The organism is Xenorhabdus japonica, from assembly GCF_900115195.1.
In the GTDB taxonomy this organism is placed as follows: Bacteria; Pseudomonadota; Gammaproteobacteria; order Enterobacterales; family Enterobacteriaceae; genus Xenorhabdus; species Xenorhabdus japonica.
In genome coordinates, this window is the sequence record NZ_FOVO01000029.1 from 1 (window position 1) to 16,487 (window position 16,487).

The window sequence follows — 16,487 nt, forward strand, 5'->3', positions numbered from 1 at the left end:
TGCTTTTACTTTATCTTCCTGCCTACAGCCCCGAGCTGAATCTGATTGAAATCATCTGGAAACAAGCCAAATATCACTGGCGACGTTTTATCACCCGGACTCAGGATACAATGGAGGATGAGCTAAATACTTTATTGGACGGTTATGGTGATCAATTTGCAATTAATTTTTCTTGAGCACTTAGTTACATAATATTATCCCCGTCGCGAGTATTTGATAATTAATGATATTAAAAAAATAGAATTAAGTTCCCCAAAATGATCTATTGTTTTTAAATTTTATTCAGATATAAAAATATATTTCATTTTTTCTGTGCATTTAGTTTTTTAATCCTTGTTAAGCAAAATTATTTTTATAATATTTAAGAAATAAATGATTAAACAAATGATAAGTGTCATTGTTCAAATAATGATATAGGTATTATTTGTTATTATTCATTATTCTTCTTTATGTCAATGCTCAGTTCTAGCGTTATCCTATTTCCTCAGGAATCGAAAGGAGCTGGGAAAGGCATGCTGAAAAATATTAGACAAATGTGTCTGATTGCATAATCAGGAACTAACTTGGTTAGTATTAAAGATTAAAGTTCGTTATAGATGGTAAAAGAGAATTAGAACCTAAATACAGAATTATTCAAAAATCCATACATTTTTACGAGATGTACCTATAATTATTTAGGAGGATAAATTGAGAAATATATCTGTTAGTACAAACGGTTCCATCATCGAAGATTCAATAATGTTCGGCCAGTCTGGGTGGCCAGAATATGAACCTAATATGATGTCTAATAGTCATCTGATTTCATCAGATTTACGAAGAATATTACTTGATAAGTGTTCTGTTTCTAATACATTGCCACCTGAACAGTGGTGGAAAGAGAAGCGAAAGAAAAACTATCCTTTGCACGTTCTAGTTCGGGATTATCTCAATCACCCAGTCATTCAGTTTAATTCCCGAACCATTTTTTCATCCTGCTTAGAAACGTTAGAGAAGATCAAATCTAGTATAAATGAGAACAGAGAAATAGATATTCTTCTTCCTGTTTTCTGTGTTATTAGTAATTGGCAAAAAAGACATGATATTACCTCTTTGACTATGGCAGAAGAGGTGTCTTTGCTACATCTTGCGAAAGTTTCAACCTATCTTGAGGAAAATACAGGGGTCAGAATACGTTTCAAAATCCTTTCGGATGCTACATTCTATGCTGGGATTTTTGGGGATCCTATGGCCGCGGCAGAAAAATATATACAGGATCTGGAAGAGTTTACCCAAGCAAAAAAAATTGATGAGATAGTTAATATTCTCGATATATCCGAAATAGTTTCATTATTTCAGGATGATTATGACCATGCTTTATCAGAACATCTGAAAATTTTTACATTGAATCCATCTTTTGGAATTAGTCATGAGGAAGCAATACGTTTCAATGCAAGTGTTGGAAGTACTGTGAATATATCAGATCTATCTCTGACATATGCTCAAAAAAAGGCTATATTTTGTGACTCTATTTTCCCTGATTCCGAGATAAAGCGTCAAATCATGGATAGAGTTCACACAGCTTTTGTTCATTATAGAGCTATGAAAGAAGCAATGGCCGCTATCCGATGGGAAAAAAATATATTTCCTAATGCAATCCGAGCTACTATCCATCATAAAACAATACCATCAATTGGTGTCAGGATATATCCTGATTATAAGAGTCATTCACCCCATCTTCCTTATCATGGAATTGCAGTTATTGAAAATCGGAATAATGTTTGGCGGATGAGTATTGAACAAGAAATTCACCAGCATGGTAAGCGGCTAAGGGTTATTAATGATCGGGGAGTGAGTGATTTTTATGTAGATGTCGATACTTTGGAGAATATGGCGAATTTTTTACAAAAATAAAATTTTTAGCAGAAACCAGGATAAGAGAATTATATTATAACCTGATGTATAAATACTTAAGATAAATAAAAAATGAGGTGATAAACTAAAGCAAGTATAACAAGGTCAAAATATACCAATTTATTAAATAACATAAATTTTAAATGCTATATAGTACTTTTGTTGTACTTGCTGACGTAGCTAGAAATTGATGTTTAGTTATTAAGTATCACATACGGAAGTTCACCAGAAAATTGTTGAAGTAGCAATGAATGGAATTAGAGGGCTATCCATGCGTAACCTTATTTTAATTATTTTGGGAAATATCGCATTAGAGAGTGCGGTGCCACTACTTTTTACCGTTGGAGGGTTAGCAGGTCTGTATCTTTCCCCATTGGCTTGGCTTGCGACATTACCTATTGCGATACAAATGGTTGCCGGAAGTGTCTGTTCAATCTCGTTTTCGAACTTAACGGCACGTTACAGCCGCAGAACCGGATTTATTCTGGCCAGTATAGCAATGATATTTGGTGGGCTTGCTTCAGCGGCTGCTATTTATATAGACAGTTTTATGCTTCTGCTCGTTGGTCATTTCTTGATTGGCATCTCTATGATTGGTATTAATTTTCTTCGGTATGCCGCGGCGGAAAGTGTCTCAAAGAGCCGAGCAGCAATAGCAAGTTCTTTACTGTTGGCTTCCGGAATTATTGGGGTGATTATTGGAAGCGAGCTTTATGGGAAAGGAGATAGTCTGGGTTTTGATCTTCCGTTTATCGGGATATACATGATTGTATCCGTTATTGGCGGATGTGCGATTCTTGCTTTCGCTCCACTTGATGGTGGTCTTGGGCGTTCAATGAATCAAACAGAGTCTGACGTTGGTAAAACATCAGGATTCTCATCTATTGCTACAAATCGTCATTTGTTCTTTGGAATTTCGGCAATGGTGTTGGGTCATGCAATTATGATGATAGTCATGTCCGCTGCTTCGATTGCTTCTATAGGCTATGGATTAGGGAATTCAGAAACGGGTATGTTAATTGGTGCTCATCTTGTAGCAATGTTCGCTCCCGGTGTTATCACTGGTATGCTCATACCAAGAATGGGGGCGAATAAGGTTATTTTATTGGGGACTTTCCTTTATCTTGTCGGTTTCCTGATAGGGCTTATGAGTGAAACAAAGATGGTTATTCTAAGCGTTCCTTTGATATTTGCTGGTTTAGGATGGAATCTTATGTTCTTAGGGGGAACTCATATTATTAACAGTATGTCTGATGGTATCAATAAAGTCCGTGTTCAAGGGGCGAGTGAAACTCTTCTGGCCTCGGTATCAACTGTATTCGCGCTTGCATCTGGGGGAATTTACGAGGCACTTGGTTGGAAGGGATTGATTTTTGTTGTAATAATGATGACATTGCTGACTATTGTATTACTTTTCATTCGTGTACTTTTGGTATCGAATGTTTTTAAGAAATCAGCCTGATTGTAATTCTCTCCTGTGGGTGTGCAGGTCGATGTTGCGCCCGCTCTGCGATCATCTGAATATTGGGGTCATGCTCAGTACTGTTAATAAAGTGGGAAAAACGGATCGGCGTATGAGGATCATTAACAGGTTTGCTGCCATTCGCAGACGACTGTAGTTCTTAGTTCAGCCATATCCTGCTCTAGCTGGTTATTCAGTCCGAGTTTGTCATCAATAATAACTGCGCGGAGATAATCTATCCCGCCTTCCATATTTTCCAGCCAAAATATCATTAAAGATCAGTATTAATAAAAGTGACTGGCAGTACTTTTTAATCATTTAACAAAATGTAAAATCGATTTTACTCTTCACTTCTGCATTTAACTATTTCATTGCGTTTATCTTGCATCAAGATATTCAAATTAGTTGCATGTATGCCTTCGGCTAGGTGTTCTATGTATAATACACCCATGCTAAATATCACTTATATTTTTCAGCAGAAAATCAAACAAATAAATAGCATGAGTAGATATAAATATATTGAGGTTATTTACCCAATATATTTATCCAATTTCTTTATCCAACGATTGGCGAATATAAGAACCTGCGCCCAATAACCCCGGTTTATCATGGGTAATCAGATACACGGGAATATCCTGCAAATAGTTTGTGAATCGGCCTTTGCTTTCAAATCCCTGCCGGAAGCCTGATTTTTGGAAGAAATCTAGGAAACGTGGGACTATCCCACCCGCAATGTACACGCCACCAAATGCGCCAATATTCAGCGCCAAGTTTCCACCAAAGCGCCCTAATGCTGAACAAAAGAGTTCCAACGTCTGTTTGCAGGTAGGGCAATTTCCGCTCAGTGCACGGTCGGAAATATCGCGAGGGGTAAGTTCTTCTGCTGGTTGACCGTTCAACTTCATCAAAGCACGATAAATATTCACCAAACCAGGCCCGGAAAGGACACGTTCGGCAGAGACATGGCCATATTCTTCCCGCAGTACACTCAACATATGATCTTCTTCTACGCTGTCCGGTGCGAAATCTACATGACCACCTTCACCGGGCAGGCTTATCCATTGGTTTCCTGTGTAAATGAGATGGGCGACACCCAATCCAGTACCTGCCCCATAAACCGCGATGGGACGCTTGGCTTGAGGTTGCTTTCCACCAATCTGAATCACATCATCAGCTCCCAGAACCGGAATAGCGAGGGAAACAGCGGTAAAATCGTTAATCACCTCAAAACGTTCCCATCCCAGAGACGCTTTCATTTGGCTAACGGAAAAACGCCAACTGTGGTTGGTCATGCTGATAACATCATCCGTCACCGGACAGGCAATGGCGATGCAACCATAATTGACTTCACAGTTTTGCTGTTTCAGGTACTGACGGATAACAATTTCAAGCGATGCATAATATGCACAGGGATAGACTTCGACTGCGCTCAGTTGCCAAGTATCCACATCACATAATGCCAGTCGTGCATTTGTACCGCCGATATCGCCTACCAGGGCGTAAGTTGTCATGGTATATCTCTCCTTAAGTCTTACAAAACGCTCTATATCCTAATGAACCAGTCAAAAGCCGAATTGAGGGGATTTTACACAAGGTCAGGCGTGAAGGCCGCATAAAAATATATCGATATTTCAGGGAACCTAACACAGACAGAGCCATCAGTGCTAGGTTAGCTGCTTAATTCAAGCCAAGACCACGTCGGCCAATGAGAGTTAATTCGCCAGCAATAAAACGGTTTTTCCAGTTCTTTTCATAGTCTTCTCGGGGGAAATCAGTCGGGGATGTGCCATCTTCAAGCGATTTTGCCACCTTATGCGCATAAGCTACGTTTCTGTCACACAGAGGAGCGGCAGGGATATACATCACATTTCCCCAGCCTTGCTGATTTTTCACAGGAGCAACAGAATGGATAAGATCACAGTGCCACCAGACAGAATCCCCTGCCTGCAAAGAAGGGATGCTGCATAGCCCATTAATGAGGTGAGGGTGCCATTTTTCCAAAGTTGGCAGCGCCTTGCCGGGAGCTACACCACAAAGTTCATCTTCTAGTACATCATGTAGTAAAGGCCGTAACAATAGATAGGCTATTGCTTCTGGTACGGGAACGACGTGCAACAATCCCTGATTGAACGCCATATCTGATAGCGCCGTCCAGCCTTGAAAGGTGCGAAAAACAGAGCATCGGGTTACGTTATCCAGCTCGTATTCATTTATCTCTGGACGATGCGCCGCATCCCAAGGATCGTATTCTGCAAATTGGTTATTGAAAATATGTCTGAACACTTTTTGGTAAGCAGGATGTAACCAACGTTCCAAAGCCCCAGAATCAGTATGGGCACCAAGCCCTTTGGATGTCGTGCCCGGTGGCCTGCGGCGAATGCGGTCTGGGTAAATAATGCTGGTATCAGGATCAAACCAGCATTCGTTACCTGATTCAAATTTCCACAGACGATTGAGAAAAGATTGTACCTGCGCGATTTCTTTACTTTGTCGGGCCTGCATCTGTGCTTGAGACCAGTAAATGGGATAAATTTCCGGACGAGATGCTTCAAGATTGCCAAAATAGTTATCACCAGTGCCTTGATAAACGGTATCAAAATTATTGATCGTAAGGTAATCAAGCATGGAATTATCCCACGCAAGTGCAGTATCACGGGGAAAATTTCCTCTGACTACTAAACATCCTCGACGTTTAATCTTTTGTATCGTGGCTGCTGTGACTCGATTTTTTGCCAAATCATATAAGTGGATTTCAGGCCAAGCGCTGCCTGTATTCTTTTCATCTTCCCGAGCCGCTGCGAGCTCTTGTTCTATTTTATCGCAAACTTGTTTGAACAAACCTTCGACATTACCAATTTGCTTGCGCATGGCTTGTTTCATTTGACGGATATTCTGGCGGTAATTATCAGGAAAGCGGGCAGAGATAAAAGATGTGTTCATAGCAGATCCTATTTGTTCATCATGATGAGTGTAGTTTTTAAACCGTTTACTTTTTAAAACTGTTTATTCTTTAAAACTATTTACTTTTTGATGTAACAGGCCCGAACCGTAGTTATCACTTTTTTGTTAGATGCACAAAATCTCACATAAATACTCTAAGATTCCAGCACAAAATTTGTGATTATCGCTTGATTCTTAGCCCTGATTCACCGGATAATCATCCGCCTCAAATTTTCTCACCATTTTTTTGCCTTGAAAGCCAAACGATTGCGTAAATGAATGGCTGAACCAGTGAGTACAGCACGGCGTTTTTTGTCCAGTGACGTAATCGTTTTCGTTAGATTTTTGTCAGGTGAAACGGGGGAGAGAAGCAGTAGATTTTAAAGCGATATATTCAACAAAAGCAGGGGAAAAACATGTCTGGTATGCAGGCACCAACTCAATGCAAACTCGATAGGTATTTTAAGATTACTGAACGCGGATCAACGGTACGTCAGGAAATTCTCGCTGGGTTAACGACATTTTTGGCGATGGTCTATTCCGTTATTGTGGTTCCGGGAATGCTTGGGCAAGCCGGATTTCCTCATACTGCCGTGTTTATTTCTGTTTGTTTAGTGACCGGTCTCGGTTCGTTATTGATGGGATTGTGGGTGAATTTGCCAATGGCGATCGGCTGTGCGATCTCGTTGACGGCGTTTACCGCATTCAGCTTGGTATTGGGGCAGCAGGTAAGTATTCCTGTGGCACTCGGTGCGGTTTTCCTTATGGGGTGCTTATTTACAATAATTTCAGTGACGGGTGTGCGGGCGTGGATTTTGCGTAATATGCCAATGGGCATTGCACATGGAACAGGTATTGGCATCGGGTTGTTTTTATTATTGATTGCAGCCAATGGTGTTGGTCTGGTGGTTAGGAATCCACATGTAGGTTTACCTGTTTCTTTTGGTTCACTGACTTCATTCCCCGTGGTGATGACGCTATTGGGGCTGGCAGGAATTATCGGTCTGGAACGGAAGAAAGTGCTGGGCGGTATTTTACTGATGATTGTCACGATTTCTATTATCGGCTTGATTTTTGATCCAGCCGTTAAATATCAAGGATTTTTTAAGTTTCCTACCTTAAAAGAAGATGGCCTGTCCCTGATGCTCAGCATGGATATTATGGGTGCTTTGCAGCCTATGGTATTACCCAGTGTTCTAGCATTGGTCATGACAGCAATATTTGATGCGACGGGAACAATTCGGGCCGTAGCGGGGCAGGCGAATTTATTGGATAAGGGAGGTCAAATCATTAATGGCGGCAAGGCACTGACAGCAGATTCTGTCAGTAGTATTTTTGCAGGAGCTATCGGCTCTTCCCCTGCTGCGGTTTATATTGAGTCCGCCGCAGGAGCCGCGGCTGGTGGTAAGACGGGTTTAACTGCCTCTGTTGTTGGTATTTTGTTCCTGTTGATTTTATTCTTGTCCCCGCTGTCGTATCTGGTGCCTGCCTATGCTACGGCTCCCGCCTTGATGTACGTCGGGTTATTGATGCTGAGTAATGTGCGAAAGCTAAACTTTGATGATTTTGTTGATGCGATGTCAGGTTTGTTGTGTGCTGTATTTATCGTACTGACTTGTAACATCGTGACAGGTATTATGCTGGGATTCAGTGCGCTGGTTGTTGGACGTATTTTTTCTGGTGAATGGCGTAAACTTAACATTGGTACGGTTATTATTGCCATCGTATTAGTTGTATTTTATGCCGGAAATTGGGCCATTTGATTAAAATAGCGTGCGCAAACGATGGGGTTTGCGCATTCTTTCCATCCCTTATATATACATCTAAAATGTGCTAATTTCTCAACACACTTTCGCCGATAAGTATAAAATATATAAATGGGTCAATGATCATTGATTCACAATGTGATTGTTTTTTGATTTCCTTTAATAACTGCCATATTTATAGTTATTAGCGCTGTTATTAATGATAAAAAACAGTCACAATCTTTTTATCGACGGATTTTTGGCAATTTGTAAGGGTAACATGGAAATATTCTTTACTATCTTGATCTTGATTTTGGTGGTGTCAATTTCTGGTGTTCTTACTAAAATGATTCCTTTCCGTGTCCCCTTGCCCATTGTGCAAATAGCAATGGGGGCTTTGCTGGCCTGGCCTCATTTTGGTTTACATGTTCATTTTGATCCTGAACTATTCCTCGTTTTACTTATCCCCCCTTTGTTATTTGTTGATGGCTGGAAAACGCCGACTAGAGAGTTTTTCCAGCATGGACGTGAAATTGTTGTCTTAGTTTTAGTGTTGGTATTGGTGACGGTTGTTGGCATTGGTTATTTGATCCATTGGTTATTGCCAAGTATCCCACTTATTGCTGCTTTTGCACTGGCGGCTGTATTGTCACCAACGGATGCGGTGGCATTATCCTCGATTGTTGGAAAAGGACGCATTCCTAAAAATATGATGAGCGTGCTGGAAGGGGAAGCATTAATGAATGATGCTTCTGGTCTGGTGGCTCTGAAATTTGCCGTGGCGATTGCCATGGGAACGATGGTCTTTACTGTCACCGGCGCAACGATAGAGTTTTTCAAGGTTGCGATTGGTGGCCTGTTGTCGGGTATCGCTGTCACATGGTTGTACAGTAAATCACTACGACTGATGAGTCGCTGGAGTGGGGATGATCCCGCAACTCAAATCATGTTTATGATGTTGCTGCCATTTGCCTCCTATATGATTGCTGAACATATCGGTGTATCAGGGATTCTGGCTGCGGTTGCAGCAGGTATGACTATCAGTAAGGCGGGTGTAATCCGTAATGCACCATTGGATATGCGCCTGCGTGCCGATAACGTATGGGGGATGCTGGCCTTTGTCTTCAATGGCCTTGTGTTTATCATGCTGGGGCTGCAATTACCGGGTATCTGGGAAACATCGGTGCATGAGGCTGAGCTTGATCCACAAGTTGAAACCTGGATGCTATTCGCTGCCGTTGGAATCATTTACTGTGCGCTGTTATTACTGCGATTCAGCTGGTTATGGCTGATGAAAAATACCAGCAAGGTACTGATGAAGAAGAAACCAATTGAGTTTACTTCCTATACTACCCGTGAATTGTGGTTGGCTTCATTTGCTGGTGTTCGCGGGGCAATTACGCTGGCGGGTGCGCTGTCTGTGCCATTGTTTTTGCCGAGTGGTGAGTCGTTCCCGGCACGTTATCTATTGGTTTTCATTGCTGCGGGTGTGATCCTGTTTTCTCTTTTTATGGGCGTTATCGCGTTACCTTTACTGCTGCGTGGCATGACGATAGGTGATAAGCAGGCAGATCTCAATGAAATCAGAATGGCAAAAGCTGCAATGGCTGGGGTTGCTATTGTCAGTATGAATAAGATGGAAGAACGTTTGTCGACCAGTACTGAAGAACAGCTTGATGCTGAAGTCATTAGTGAGGTTGCTTCTCGAGTCACAGGTTATTTGCGGCGTCGCACTGCGGGAACAGATGAAATCGAGCATAATCTGATGATTGAAGAGCTGGAGCGTCGTTTCCGTTTGACGGCATTAAGGGCTGAACGAGGAGAGCTGTATCACCTGCGTGCAACCCGTAAGATTAGTAATGAAACACTACAAACGTTGCTACATGATCTTGATTTGCTAGAAGCGCTTTTAGTTGGGAAAGGACAATAAAAAGGTAAAAAATTAATAAATTATGTGGCTGTTAACGATCACAACATTCTTGTGGGCTGCCTCATTTAGCTTGATTGGCGTTTATCTCGCTGGTCAGGTTGATAGCTGGTTTTCTGTTCTTGTCAGGGTAATGTTGGCAGCAATGGTATTTTTACCATTTTTGCGCTGGCGTGGGTTATCGCTGAAAATCATTTCACTGTATATGGCTGTCGGTGCCTGTCAGCTTGGTGTGATGTATTTATTTGTATTTCATGCCTATCACTATCTGACGGTGGCAGAATTTTTACTATTTACCATCATGACGCCGCTCTATGTCACATTGATTTATGATCTGATGGGGCGTCAACGGCTGCGCTGGGGTTATGCCCTGAGTTCTTTATTGGCAGTGGCTGGCGCAGCAATTATTCGTTATGACCAATTGAGTGAATCTTTCTGGATTGGCCTGATATTAGTGCAATTGGCAAATATTTTCTTTGCGGTTGGTCAGGTTGGCTATAAGCGCTTGATGGAAGTTCATCCGATCCCGCAGCAAGTGGCATTTTCATGGTTCTATCTGGGAGCTTGTGTTGTCGCCAGCATTGGCTGGTTGATGTTTGGTGACCTGCAAAAATTGCCAACAACTGAGCTACAGTGGGGAGTCCTGATTTGGCTAGGCATCGGTGCGTCGGGTATTGGCTATTTTATGTGGAACTATGGGGCAACTCAGGTGGATGCCGGAACACTGGCAATTATGAATAATATGCTGGTTCCGGCGGGTTTGTTAGTCAATTTTGCAATTTGGCAGCAGCACCCTGACTGGCTGAGTTTTACCATTGGGGGCAGCCTGATTGTTGCATCACTTTGGGTGCACCACCGCTGGATACTGAAACCTGTTTCACAAACGACAACTTATCTACCGCGTGCTGGCGCGCAGAACGAATAAATGTATCAATAGCGGGTTGACGTTGCTCTCCTTCACGGCTGGCAGCGTACAATCTGCTCCATAATCCCTCTCCCAACGTTTGGGTTACAACCAACCCTTGTCGTTCGAATGTTTCTACTGCCCAGTGTGGTAATGCGGCGATACCTAATCGGGCCGCAACCATTTGAATCAACAATAGCGTATTGTCGACAGTTTTTAATGTAGGAGTCACTTCCGCAGGCTGGAGAAAACGCCGCCAAATGTCAAACCGTTGTCGCTGGACAGGATAAATCAGTAAAGTTTCAGCAGCGAGATCTTGTGGACGAATATCGCGTTTATTTGCCAATGGATGATCCGGTGCAATCACCAGCTTCACTTCATAATCAAACAGTGGCGTATAATGCAGATTGCTGTCCGCAATAATGTCAGATGTCAGAACAATATCCAGCTCGCGTTTTTGCAGTGCGGGTTGGGGATCAAATGTCACGCCAGATTTGAAATCCACATTAACCTGTGGCCAACTTTCACGAAAACGCTTAAGTGCTGGAGTCAACCATTGAATGCAGCTATGGCACTCAATGGCAATGCGTAAATTTGCCTCTTCCGGCTCATGGCATTCACGTAAGGAAGCTGTAATCAGGGGTAAGACTTGATTTGCCAACTTTAATAATACCTCTCCTTGAGGCGTTAGCTTCAAAGGTTGGCTTTTACGAATGAATAACTTAAATCCCAACCGATGTTCTAATTCACTGAATTGATGCGAAAGAGCTGATTGCGTCTGATGCAGATAATTTGCCGTCGCTGCTAGTGAGCCGCAATGGTTCAGTGCTTGTAGTGTTTTTAAATGTTTTATTTCGATCATGAAAAACCTTCAAGATGATTATGAATAATTTGCGCTTGTGGTTTATACACTACCTGTTGATTATAGAAGTGTAAACATCTAGACGGCTAAAATTTTATGGGTGACGACATGACGGTTTTGAATCATACATTAGGTTTTCCACGTATCGGATTGAAAAGAGAGCTAAAAAAGGCGCAAGAAAACTATTGGGCAGACAAAATTTCCCAACAGGAATTGCTGGAAACAGGCCGTGAATTACGTGCACGTCACTGGCAGCAACAAAAAGAAGCGGGCGTTGATTTAGTCCCCGTTGGTGATTTTGCCTGGTATGACCAAGTATTGACCACTAGTTTGTTATTGGGCAATGTTCCACCGCGTCATCAAAATGAAAATGGAAATATTGATCTGGATACTCTGTTCCGTATCGCCCGTGGCCGGGCACCAACAGGTACACCTGCGGCGGCTTCGGAAATGACTAAATGGTTCAATACAAATTATCACTATATCGTGCCTGAATTTCAGGAAGGGCAGGAATTTAAGCTGGGTTGGACTCAATTGTTGGACGAAGTTGATGAAGCTCTGGCATTAGGACACAAAATAAAACCTGTTCTTTTGGGACCTGTGACCTATTTATGGCTTGGTAAGGTAAAAGGCAAATTTTTTGATCGTCTGTCTTTGTTAAAGGATATCCTTCCGGTATACCAGCAAGTGCTGGCAGAGTTGGCAAAACGTGGCATTGAATGGGTACAGATTGATGAACCTGCGTTGGTACTGGAACTGCCTGAAGAGTGGCTGGCGGCATTTTCCACCGCTTACCAATCAATTGAGGGACAAGTGAAATTATTGCTGACGACCTATTTCGATAGCATCGGCCACAATCTGGAAACGATAAAATCACTGCCAGTGCAAGGATTGCATATCGATTTGGTTGCAGGGAAAGATTCTCTTGAGAATTTGGATAAATCTTTGCCGGAAAATTGGCTACTTTCATTGGGTGTGATTAATGGCCGCAATGTTTGGCGTGCTGATTTGAGTGAGAAATATCAGCTTGTTGTACCATTGGTAAATAAGAGAAATGTATGGATCGGCACTTCCTGTTCATTGCTTCATAGCCCCATTGACCTGAATGATGAAGCTGGGTTGGATGAAGAAGTGAAAAGCTGGTTTGCTTTCGCCTTGCAGAAATGTGCGGAACTCTTTTTATTGTCACAAGCATTGAATGCGCCAGAAGGCAATAAACAGGCTGAGCTTGATGCCTATAGTGCTCCGATTCGTGCTCGTCGCAGTTCCACAAGGGTGAATAATCCATCGGTTGCTGGGCGTATCGCGACGATTAAGCCACAGGACAGTGAACGTAATCAGGTATATCCTGAGCGCGCCAGACTTCAGCGCCAACGGTATAACTTACCGTTGTGGCCAACAACAACCATCGGCTCATTCCCGCAAACAACAGAAATTCGCGGCTTGCGTCTCGATTTCAAAAAAGGTCGGGTGGATAGTACACATTACCGAACCAATATCAGTGAACATATCAAACAGGCGATTCAAGAGCAGGAGCATCTGGGGTTGGATGTATTGGTACATGGTGAAGCTGAGCGTAATGACATGGTGGAGTATTTCGGTGAGCACTTTGATGGTTATGTCTTTACCCAAAATGGTTGGGTGCAAAGTTACGGCTCCCGTTGCGTGAAACCACCGGTGATCATTGGCGATATTAGTCGTCCGGAAGCGATAACAGTAGATTGGGCGACATATGCACAATCTTTGACTGATAAACCAGTTAAAGGCATGTTGACGGGACCAGTAACCATTCTCTGTTGGTCATTCCCAAGGGAAGATGTCAGCCGTGAAACCATTGCTAAACAGATTGCACTGGCTTTGCGTGATGAAGTTGATGATTTGCAGAAAGCTGGCATTGGCATCATTCAGATTGATGAACCTGCATTGCGTGAAGGCTTGCCACTGCGCAGAGAAGAGTGGAAGGAATATCTGGAGTGGGCGGTAGATGCTTTCAAACTGAGTGCAGCAATTGCGAAAGATGATACTCAAATCCATACCCATATGTGTTATTGCGAGTTCAATGATATCATGCCATCTATTGCAGCACTGGATGCGGATGTGATTACCATTGAAACCTCTCGCTCGGATATGGAGCTGTTGGATTCGTTTGAAGATTTCTCATATCCAAATGAGATAGGGCCTGGTGTGTATGATATTCACTCACCGAACGTTCCTAGTGTTGAATGGATTGAGGCATTGCTACGCAAAGCGGCTGACCGTATTCCGGTTGAGCGTTTGTGGGTAAACCCGGACTGCGGCCTGAAAACTCGTGGTTGGACAGAAACCAGACAAGCACTTGCAAACATGGTAGAAGCAGCAAAACGTCTGCGTTCTTCAGTAATTAGTTAATTTAGCATCAGTTTAAACTTAAATTAAGTTGAAGAAACCCGCCACATTTCATTCACTGTGGCGGGTGAAAGACGAGTAAAAAGTAATTCATTTCCCTAACAGTTTATTTTTCAATTAGCCCGCTAATTTCTCCCTGCTCCTCAAAACCCATCAATAAGATAAAGATGTATGACAGACTTAATTATTACAGTAGCACAATATTTCAAGTTCACCTGATCCCAGATAATGGGAGATTTTACATTAAGTAGTTTTTCTTATGTGATTAACACTGGTATGTGAAATGGCATTTTTGTATTCTTTATAAAAAAACCTTTAAATTCAGATTATTAATTAATTTTATCAGTATTAAATATAAGTTATGAATGTGATATTCATCGTTTTTTTGTGAAATGAACTGTGTGAAGATTAAAAGGTAACAAATTGTCTTACAACACCAGGGAACCTCATGAATAATAAAATAGAGATAGCAGGACTGTAAGCTATGGAAGTAGGAGTAGCACTGCCTTTAATAAGCAAGTATTCCAATTCAAGTCTACTTAGTAGTCTGGGAGTAATGGTGTGCAAGCTTTACATTTTTTCATACAAGTGAAAATAGTTCATTAGTTGAATAAATCAAAATAATTGAATATCTATTTTGTATAGCTGCACACCTTATTCGAATATACAAAAATTTTACTGTCTGTTCTCACGGATATGAACAATATATCTGATGAACTGAGTTTCATTTATGGCATTGTGAACTATATGATAAAAATTCGTGAATATGTCAAAGAAAGCAAATAAGAGATGAAATTTTCTCCATAAATGCATATTTACCAAAGAGATGACTATGACTATCAAACTTGGAGTGATTGCTGATGATTTCACTGGAGCAACTGATATCGCCAGTTTTATGGTGCAAGGTGGCTGGAAAGTCACTCAGTTGTTAGGGGTGCCAGATGAGAACATATCTGTTCCAGATGATGTAGATGCTATTGTAATTAGTTTGAAAAGTCGCTCTTGTCCTGCTGATGAGGCAGTGAAACAATCTTTGAAATCTTGTCAATGGTTACAACATAAGGCAGGTTGCCGGCAGCTATTTTTCAAGTATTGCTCCACATTCGATTCAACATCGGAAGGAAATATCGGACCCGTTATTGATGCTTTGATGGATGAACTTAAAGTTGATATTAGTCTGATTTGTCCAGCTCTTCCTATTAATGGACGGACTGTATTGAACGGGAATTTATTTGTTCACGGGCAATTATTGAATGAAAGTGGAATGCAGCATCATCCTGTTACTCCTATGAAAGATTCCAACTTACTGCGGTTGATAGAACAGCAAGCAAAAGGGGAAGCTGGATTAGTCGATCTTCATTGTGTACACCAGGGAAAAGAGGCTATTTGTTATCAATTGGAATCATTATGCCAACGTGGTATTCGTTATGCGGTGGTAGATGTTGTTACGATGGAAGATTTATTGCTTATAGCCCAAGCAGTATCAGAAATGATTTTGGTAACAGGTGGCTCAGGTTTAGGGGCTGCGCTTACTTGTTGCCATACAGGGAAAACATGGGCAGTATCGGCAGTTGGGAATGTCCCATCTATTAGAGACAGAAAGGCAGTCATTCTTTCTGGAAGCTGTTCCGTTATGACAAATAAGCAAGTTAATGAGTATAAAAATGTTGCACCCACTTTATCATTAAATATAGGTGAATGTATCAATAATCCAGAATATACCAATACATTAATGGATTGGATTACTCAGCAGCCAGTGAATGGTTTCGCACCAATGTTATATGCGACACAGCCCCCTAAATTGTTGGAAATGATTCAACAGCAGTATGGTGTTATAGATGCGAGTAATGCAATTGAACGTTTCTTTGCTGAAATTGCAAGAAAACTAAGACATCAGGGATTCAATACTTTCATTGTTGCGGGGGGGGAAACTTCCGCTCAAGTTGTACAGAGCTTGGGAATTAACCAATTCAGTATTGGTGCATCTATTGCTCCCGGTATTCCTTGGGTACATGATGCATATACTGATTGCTGGTTTGCATTGAAATCAGGCAATTTTGGTGAGCTTGATTTCTTTCAGAATGCACAGGAGATGTTTCCTATATGAAAAGGTACCATTTAGCTCAGATGATATAGATTTTTATTCTTTGTTATTAGGGAAGAATATATGAGCATATAATGTGGTTTATTCACTCACTGTTATACCTGACTAATAGCAACTAAATTTATGAAATGAAAAATGTACATGTAAGTGTTGTATCTCTAGAGACCGATCCACAAAAAACTTCTATACATTTTAAAAAAATATAAAATAGATGAGATGTTATTTTATATTTCCGTATTTGATAGTAACCTTCTATTTTTCCCAAAAA

General features: G+C 41.4%; 11 protein-coding genes and 1 pseudogene. 8 read left to right on the forward strand and 4 right to left on the reverse strand.

All coding sequences use genetic code 11. The features are described 5' to 3' along the window. The 3 genes from BM135_RS11535 to BM135_RS11545 all read left to right on the forward strand — a co-directional run. On the forward strand, positions 1 to 176 hold a 176-nt coding region (locus tag BM135_RS11535; protein WP_175486113.1), incomplete at its 5' end, for a transposase. Positions 177 to 687: 511 nt separating this feature from the next. Further along, positions 688 to 1,890 carry an L-tyrosine/L-tryptophan isonitrile synthase family protein gene (locus BM135_RS11540; protein ID WP_092519866.1) on the forward strand — a complete coding sequence of 401 codons (1,203 nt, stop codon included), beginning with the start codon at positions 688 to 690 and terminating at the stop codon, positions 1,888 to 1,890. A 271-nt stretch (positions 1,891 to 2,161) separates the two neighbouring features. Continuing rightward, positions 2,162 to 3,352, forward strand: a complete 1,191-nt coding sequence (locus BM135_RS11545; RefSeq protein WP_092519867.1) for an MFS transporter — start codon at positions 2,162 to 2,164, stop codon at positions 3,350 to 3,352. Here BM135_RS11545 and BM135_RS11550 read toward each other — a convergent pair. The 3 genes and pseudogenes from BM135_RS11550 to BM135_RS11560 all read right to left on the reverse strand — a co-directional run. Beyond that, positions 3,336 to 3,615 (reverse strand): annotated as a pseudogene (locus tag BM135_RS11550) (nitrite reductase (NAD(P)H)); the annotation flags it as partial. The gene BM135_RS11545 and the pseudogene BM135_RS11550 overlap by 17 nt on opposite strands. Before the next feature lie 279 nt (positions 3,616 to 3,894). Continuing rightward, positions 3,895 to 4,863, reverse strand: a complete 969-nt coding sequence (gene glk, locus BM135_RS11555) for a glucokinase (protein ID WP_092519868.1) — start codon at positions 4,861 to 4,863, stop codon at positions 3,895 to 3,897. A 166-nt stretch (positions 4,864 to 5,029) separates the two neighbouring features. Further along, a complete protein-coding gene (locus tag BM135_RS11560) occupies positions 5,030 to 6,292 on the reverse strand; it encodes a DUF1479 domain-containing protein (protein WP_092519869.1) in 1,263 nt (420 codons plus the stop codon). A 416-nt stretch (positions 6,293 to 6,708) separates the two neighbouring features. On the opposite strand from BM135_RS11560, the gene BM135_RS11565 reads away from it, so the two are divergent. The 3 genes from BM135_RS11565 (at position 6,709) to BM135_RS11575 (ending at position 10,889) form a co-directional block, all read left to right on the forward strand. Next, positions 6,709 to 8,055 (forward strand): NCS2 family permease, encoded by a 1,347-nt coding sequence (locus BM135_RS11565; protein WP_092519870.1) that lies wholly within the window; start codon positions 6,709 to 6,711, stop codon positions 8,053 to 8,055. A gap of 262 nt (positions 8,056 to 8,317) precedes the next feature. After that, the gene (locus BM135_RS11570) at positions 8,318 to 9,967 is read left to right on the forward strand and encodes a Na+/H+ antiporter (RefSeq protein ID WP_092519871.1); all 1,650 of its coding nucleotides are present in this window, start codon (positions 8,318 to 8,320) and stop codon (positions 9,965 to 9,967) included. 22 nt (positions 9,968 to 9,989) lie between these two features. Next, positions 9,990 to 10,889 (forward strand): carboxylate/amino acid/amine transporter, encoded by a 900-nt coding sequence (locus BM135_RS11575; RefSeq protein ID WP_092519872.1) that lies wholly within the window; start codon positions 9,990 to 9,992, stop codon positions 10,887 to 10,889. Here the strand turns inward: BM135_RS11575 and metR are convergent. Then, a complete protein-coding gene (metR, locus tag BM135_RS11580; protein WP_139204100.1) occupies positions 10,774 to 11,730 on the reverse strand; it encodes an HTH-type transcriptional regulator MetR in 957 nt (318 codons plus the stop codon). The two genes, BM135_RS11575 and metR, sit on opposite strands and share 116 nt — an antisense overlap. A 108-nt stretch (positions 11,731 to 11,838) precedes the next feature. Here metR and metE point away from each other — a divergent pair, with 108 nt between their 5' ends. Together metE and otnK are read left to right on the forward strand one after the other, a co-directional pair. After that, positions 11,839 to 14,118: a 5-methyltetrahydropteroyltriglutamate--homocysteine S-methyltransferase gene (gene metE, locus BM135_RS11585; RefSeq protein ID WP_092519873.1), complete on the forward strand. Its 2,280-nt coding sequence runs from the start codon at positions 11,839 to 11,841 to the stop codon at positions 14,116 to 14,118. An 829-nt stretch (positions 14,119 to 14,947) separates the two neighbouring features. After that, entirely contained in the window at positions 14,948 to 16,222 is a 1,275-nt protein-coding gene (gene otnK / locus BM135_RS11590; RefSeq protein WP_092519874.1) for a 3-oxo-tetronate kinase, read from the forward strand. Positions 16,223 to 16,487 lie beyond the last annotated feature (265 nt).

Coding starts and splice junctions, on each gene's coding strand:
- BM135_RS11545 (WP_092519867.1), top strand. CDS start 2,162: ATGCGTAACCTTATTTTAATTATTTTGGGAAATATCGCATTAGAGAGT.
- glk (WP_092519868.1), bottom strand. CDS start 4,863: ATGACAACTTACGCCCTGGTAGGCGATATCGGCGGTACAAATGCACGA.
- BM135_RS11560 (WP_092519869.1), bottom strand. CDS start 6,292: ATGAACACATCTTTTATCTCTGCCCGCTTTCCTGATAATTACCGCCAG.
- BM135_RS11565 (WP_092519870.1), top strand. CDS start 6,709: ATGTCTGGTATGCAGGCACCAACTCAATGCAAACTCGATAGGTATTTT.
- BM135_RS11570 (WP_092519871.1), top strand. CDS start 8,318: ATGGAAATATTCTTTACTATCTTGATCTTGATTTTGGTGGTGTCAATT.
- BM135_RS11575 (WP_092519872.1), top strand. CDS start 9,990: ATGTGGCTGTTAACGATCACAACATTCTTGTGGGCTGCCTCATTTAGC.
- metR (WP_139204100.1), bottom strand. CDS start 11,730: ATGATCGAAATAAAACATTTAAAAACACTACAAGCACTGAACCATTGC.
- metE (WP_092519873.1), top strand. CDS start 11,839: ATGACGGTTTTGAATCATACATTAGGTTTTCCACGTATCGGATTGAAA.
- otnK (WP_092519874.1), top strand. CDS start 14,948: ATGACTATCAAACTTGGAGTGATTGCTGATGATTTCACTGGAGCAACT.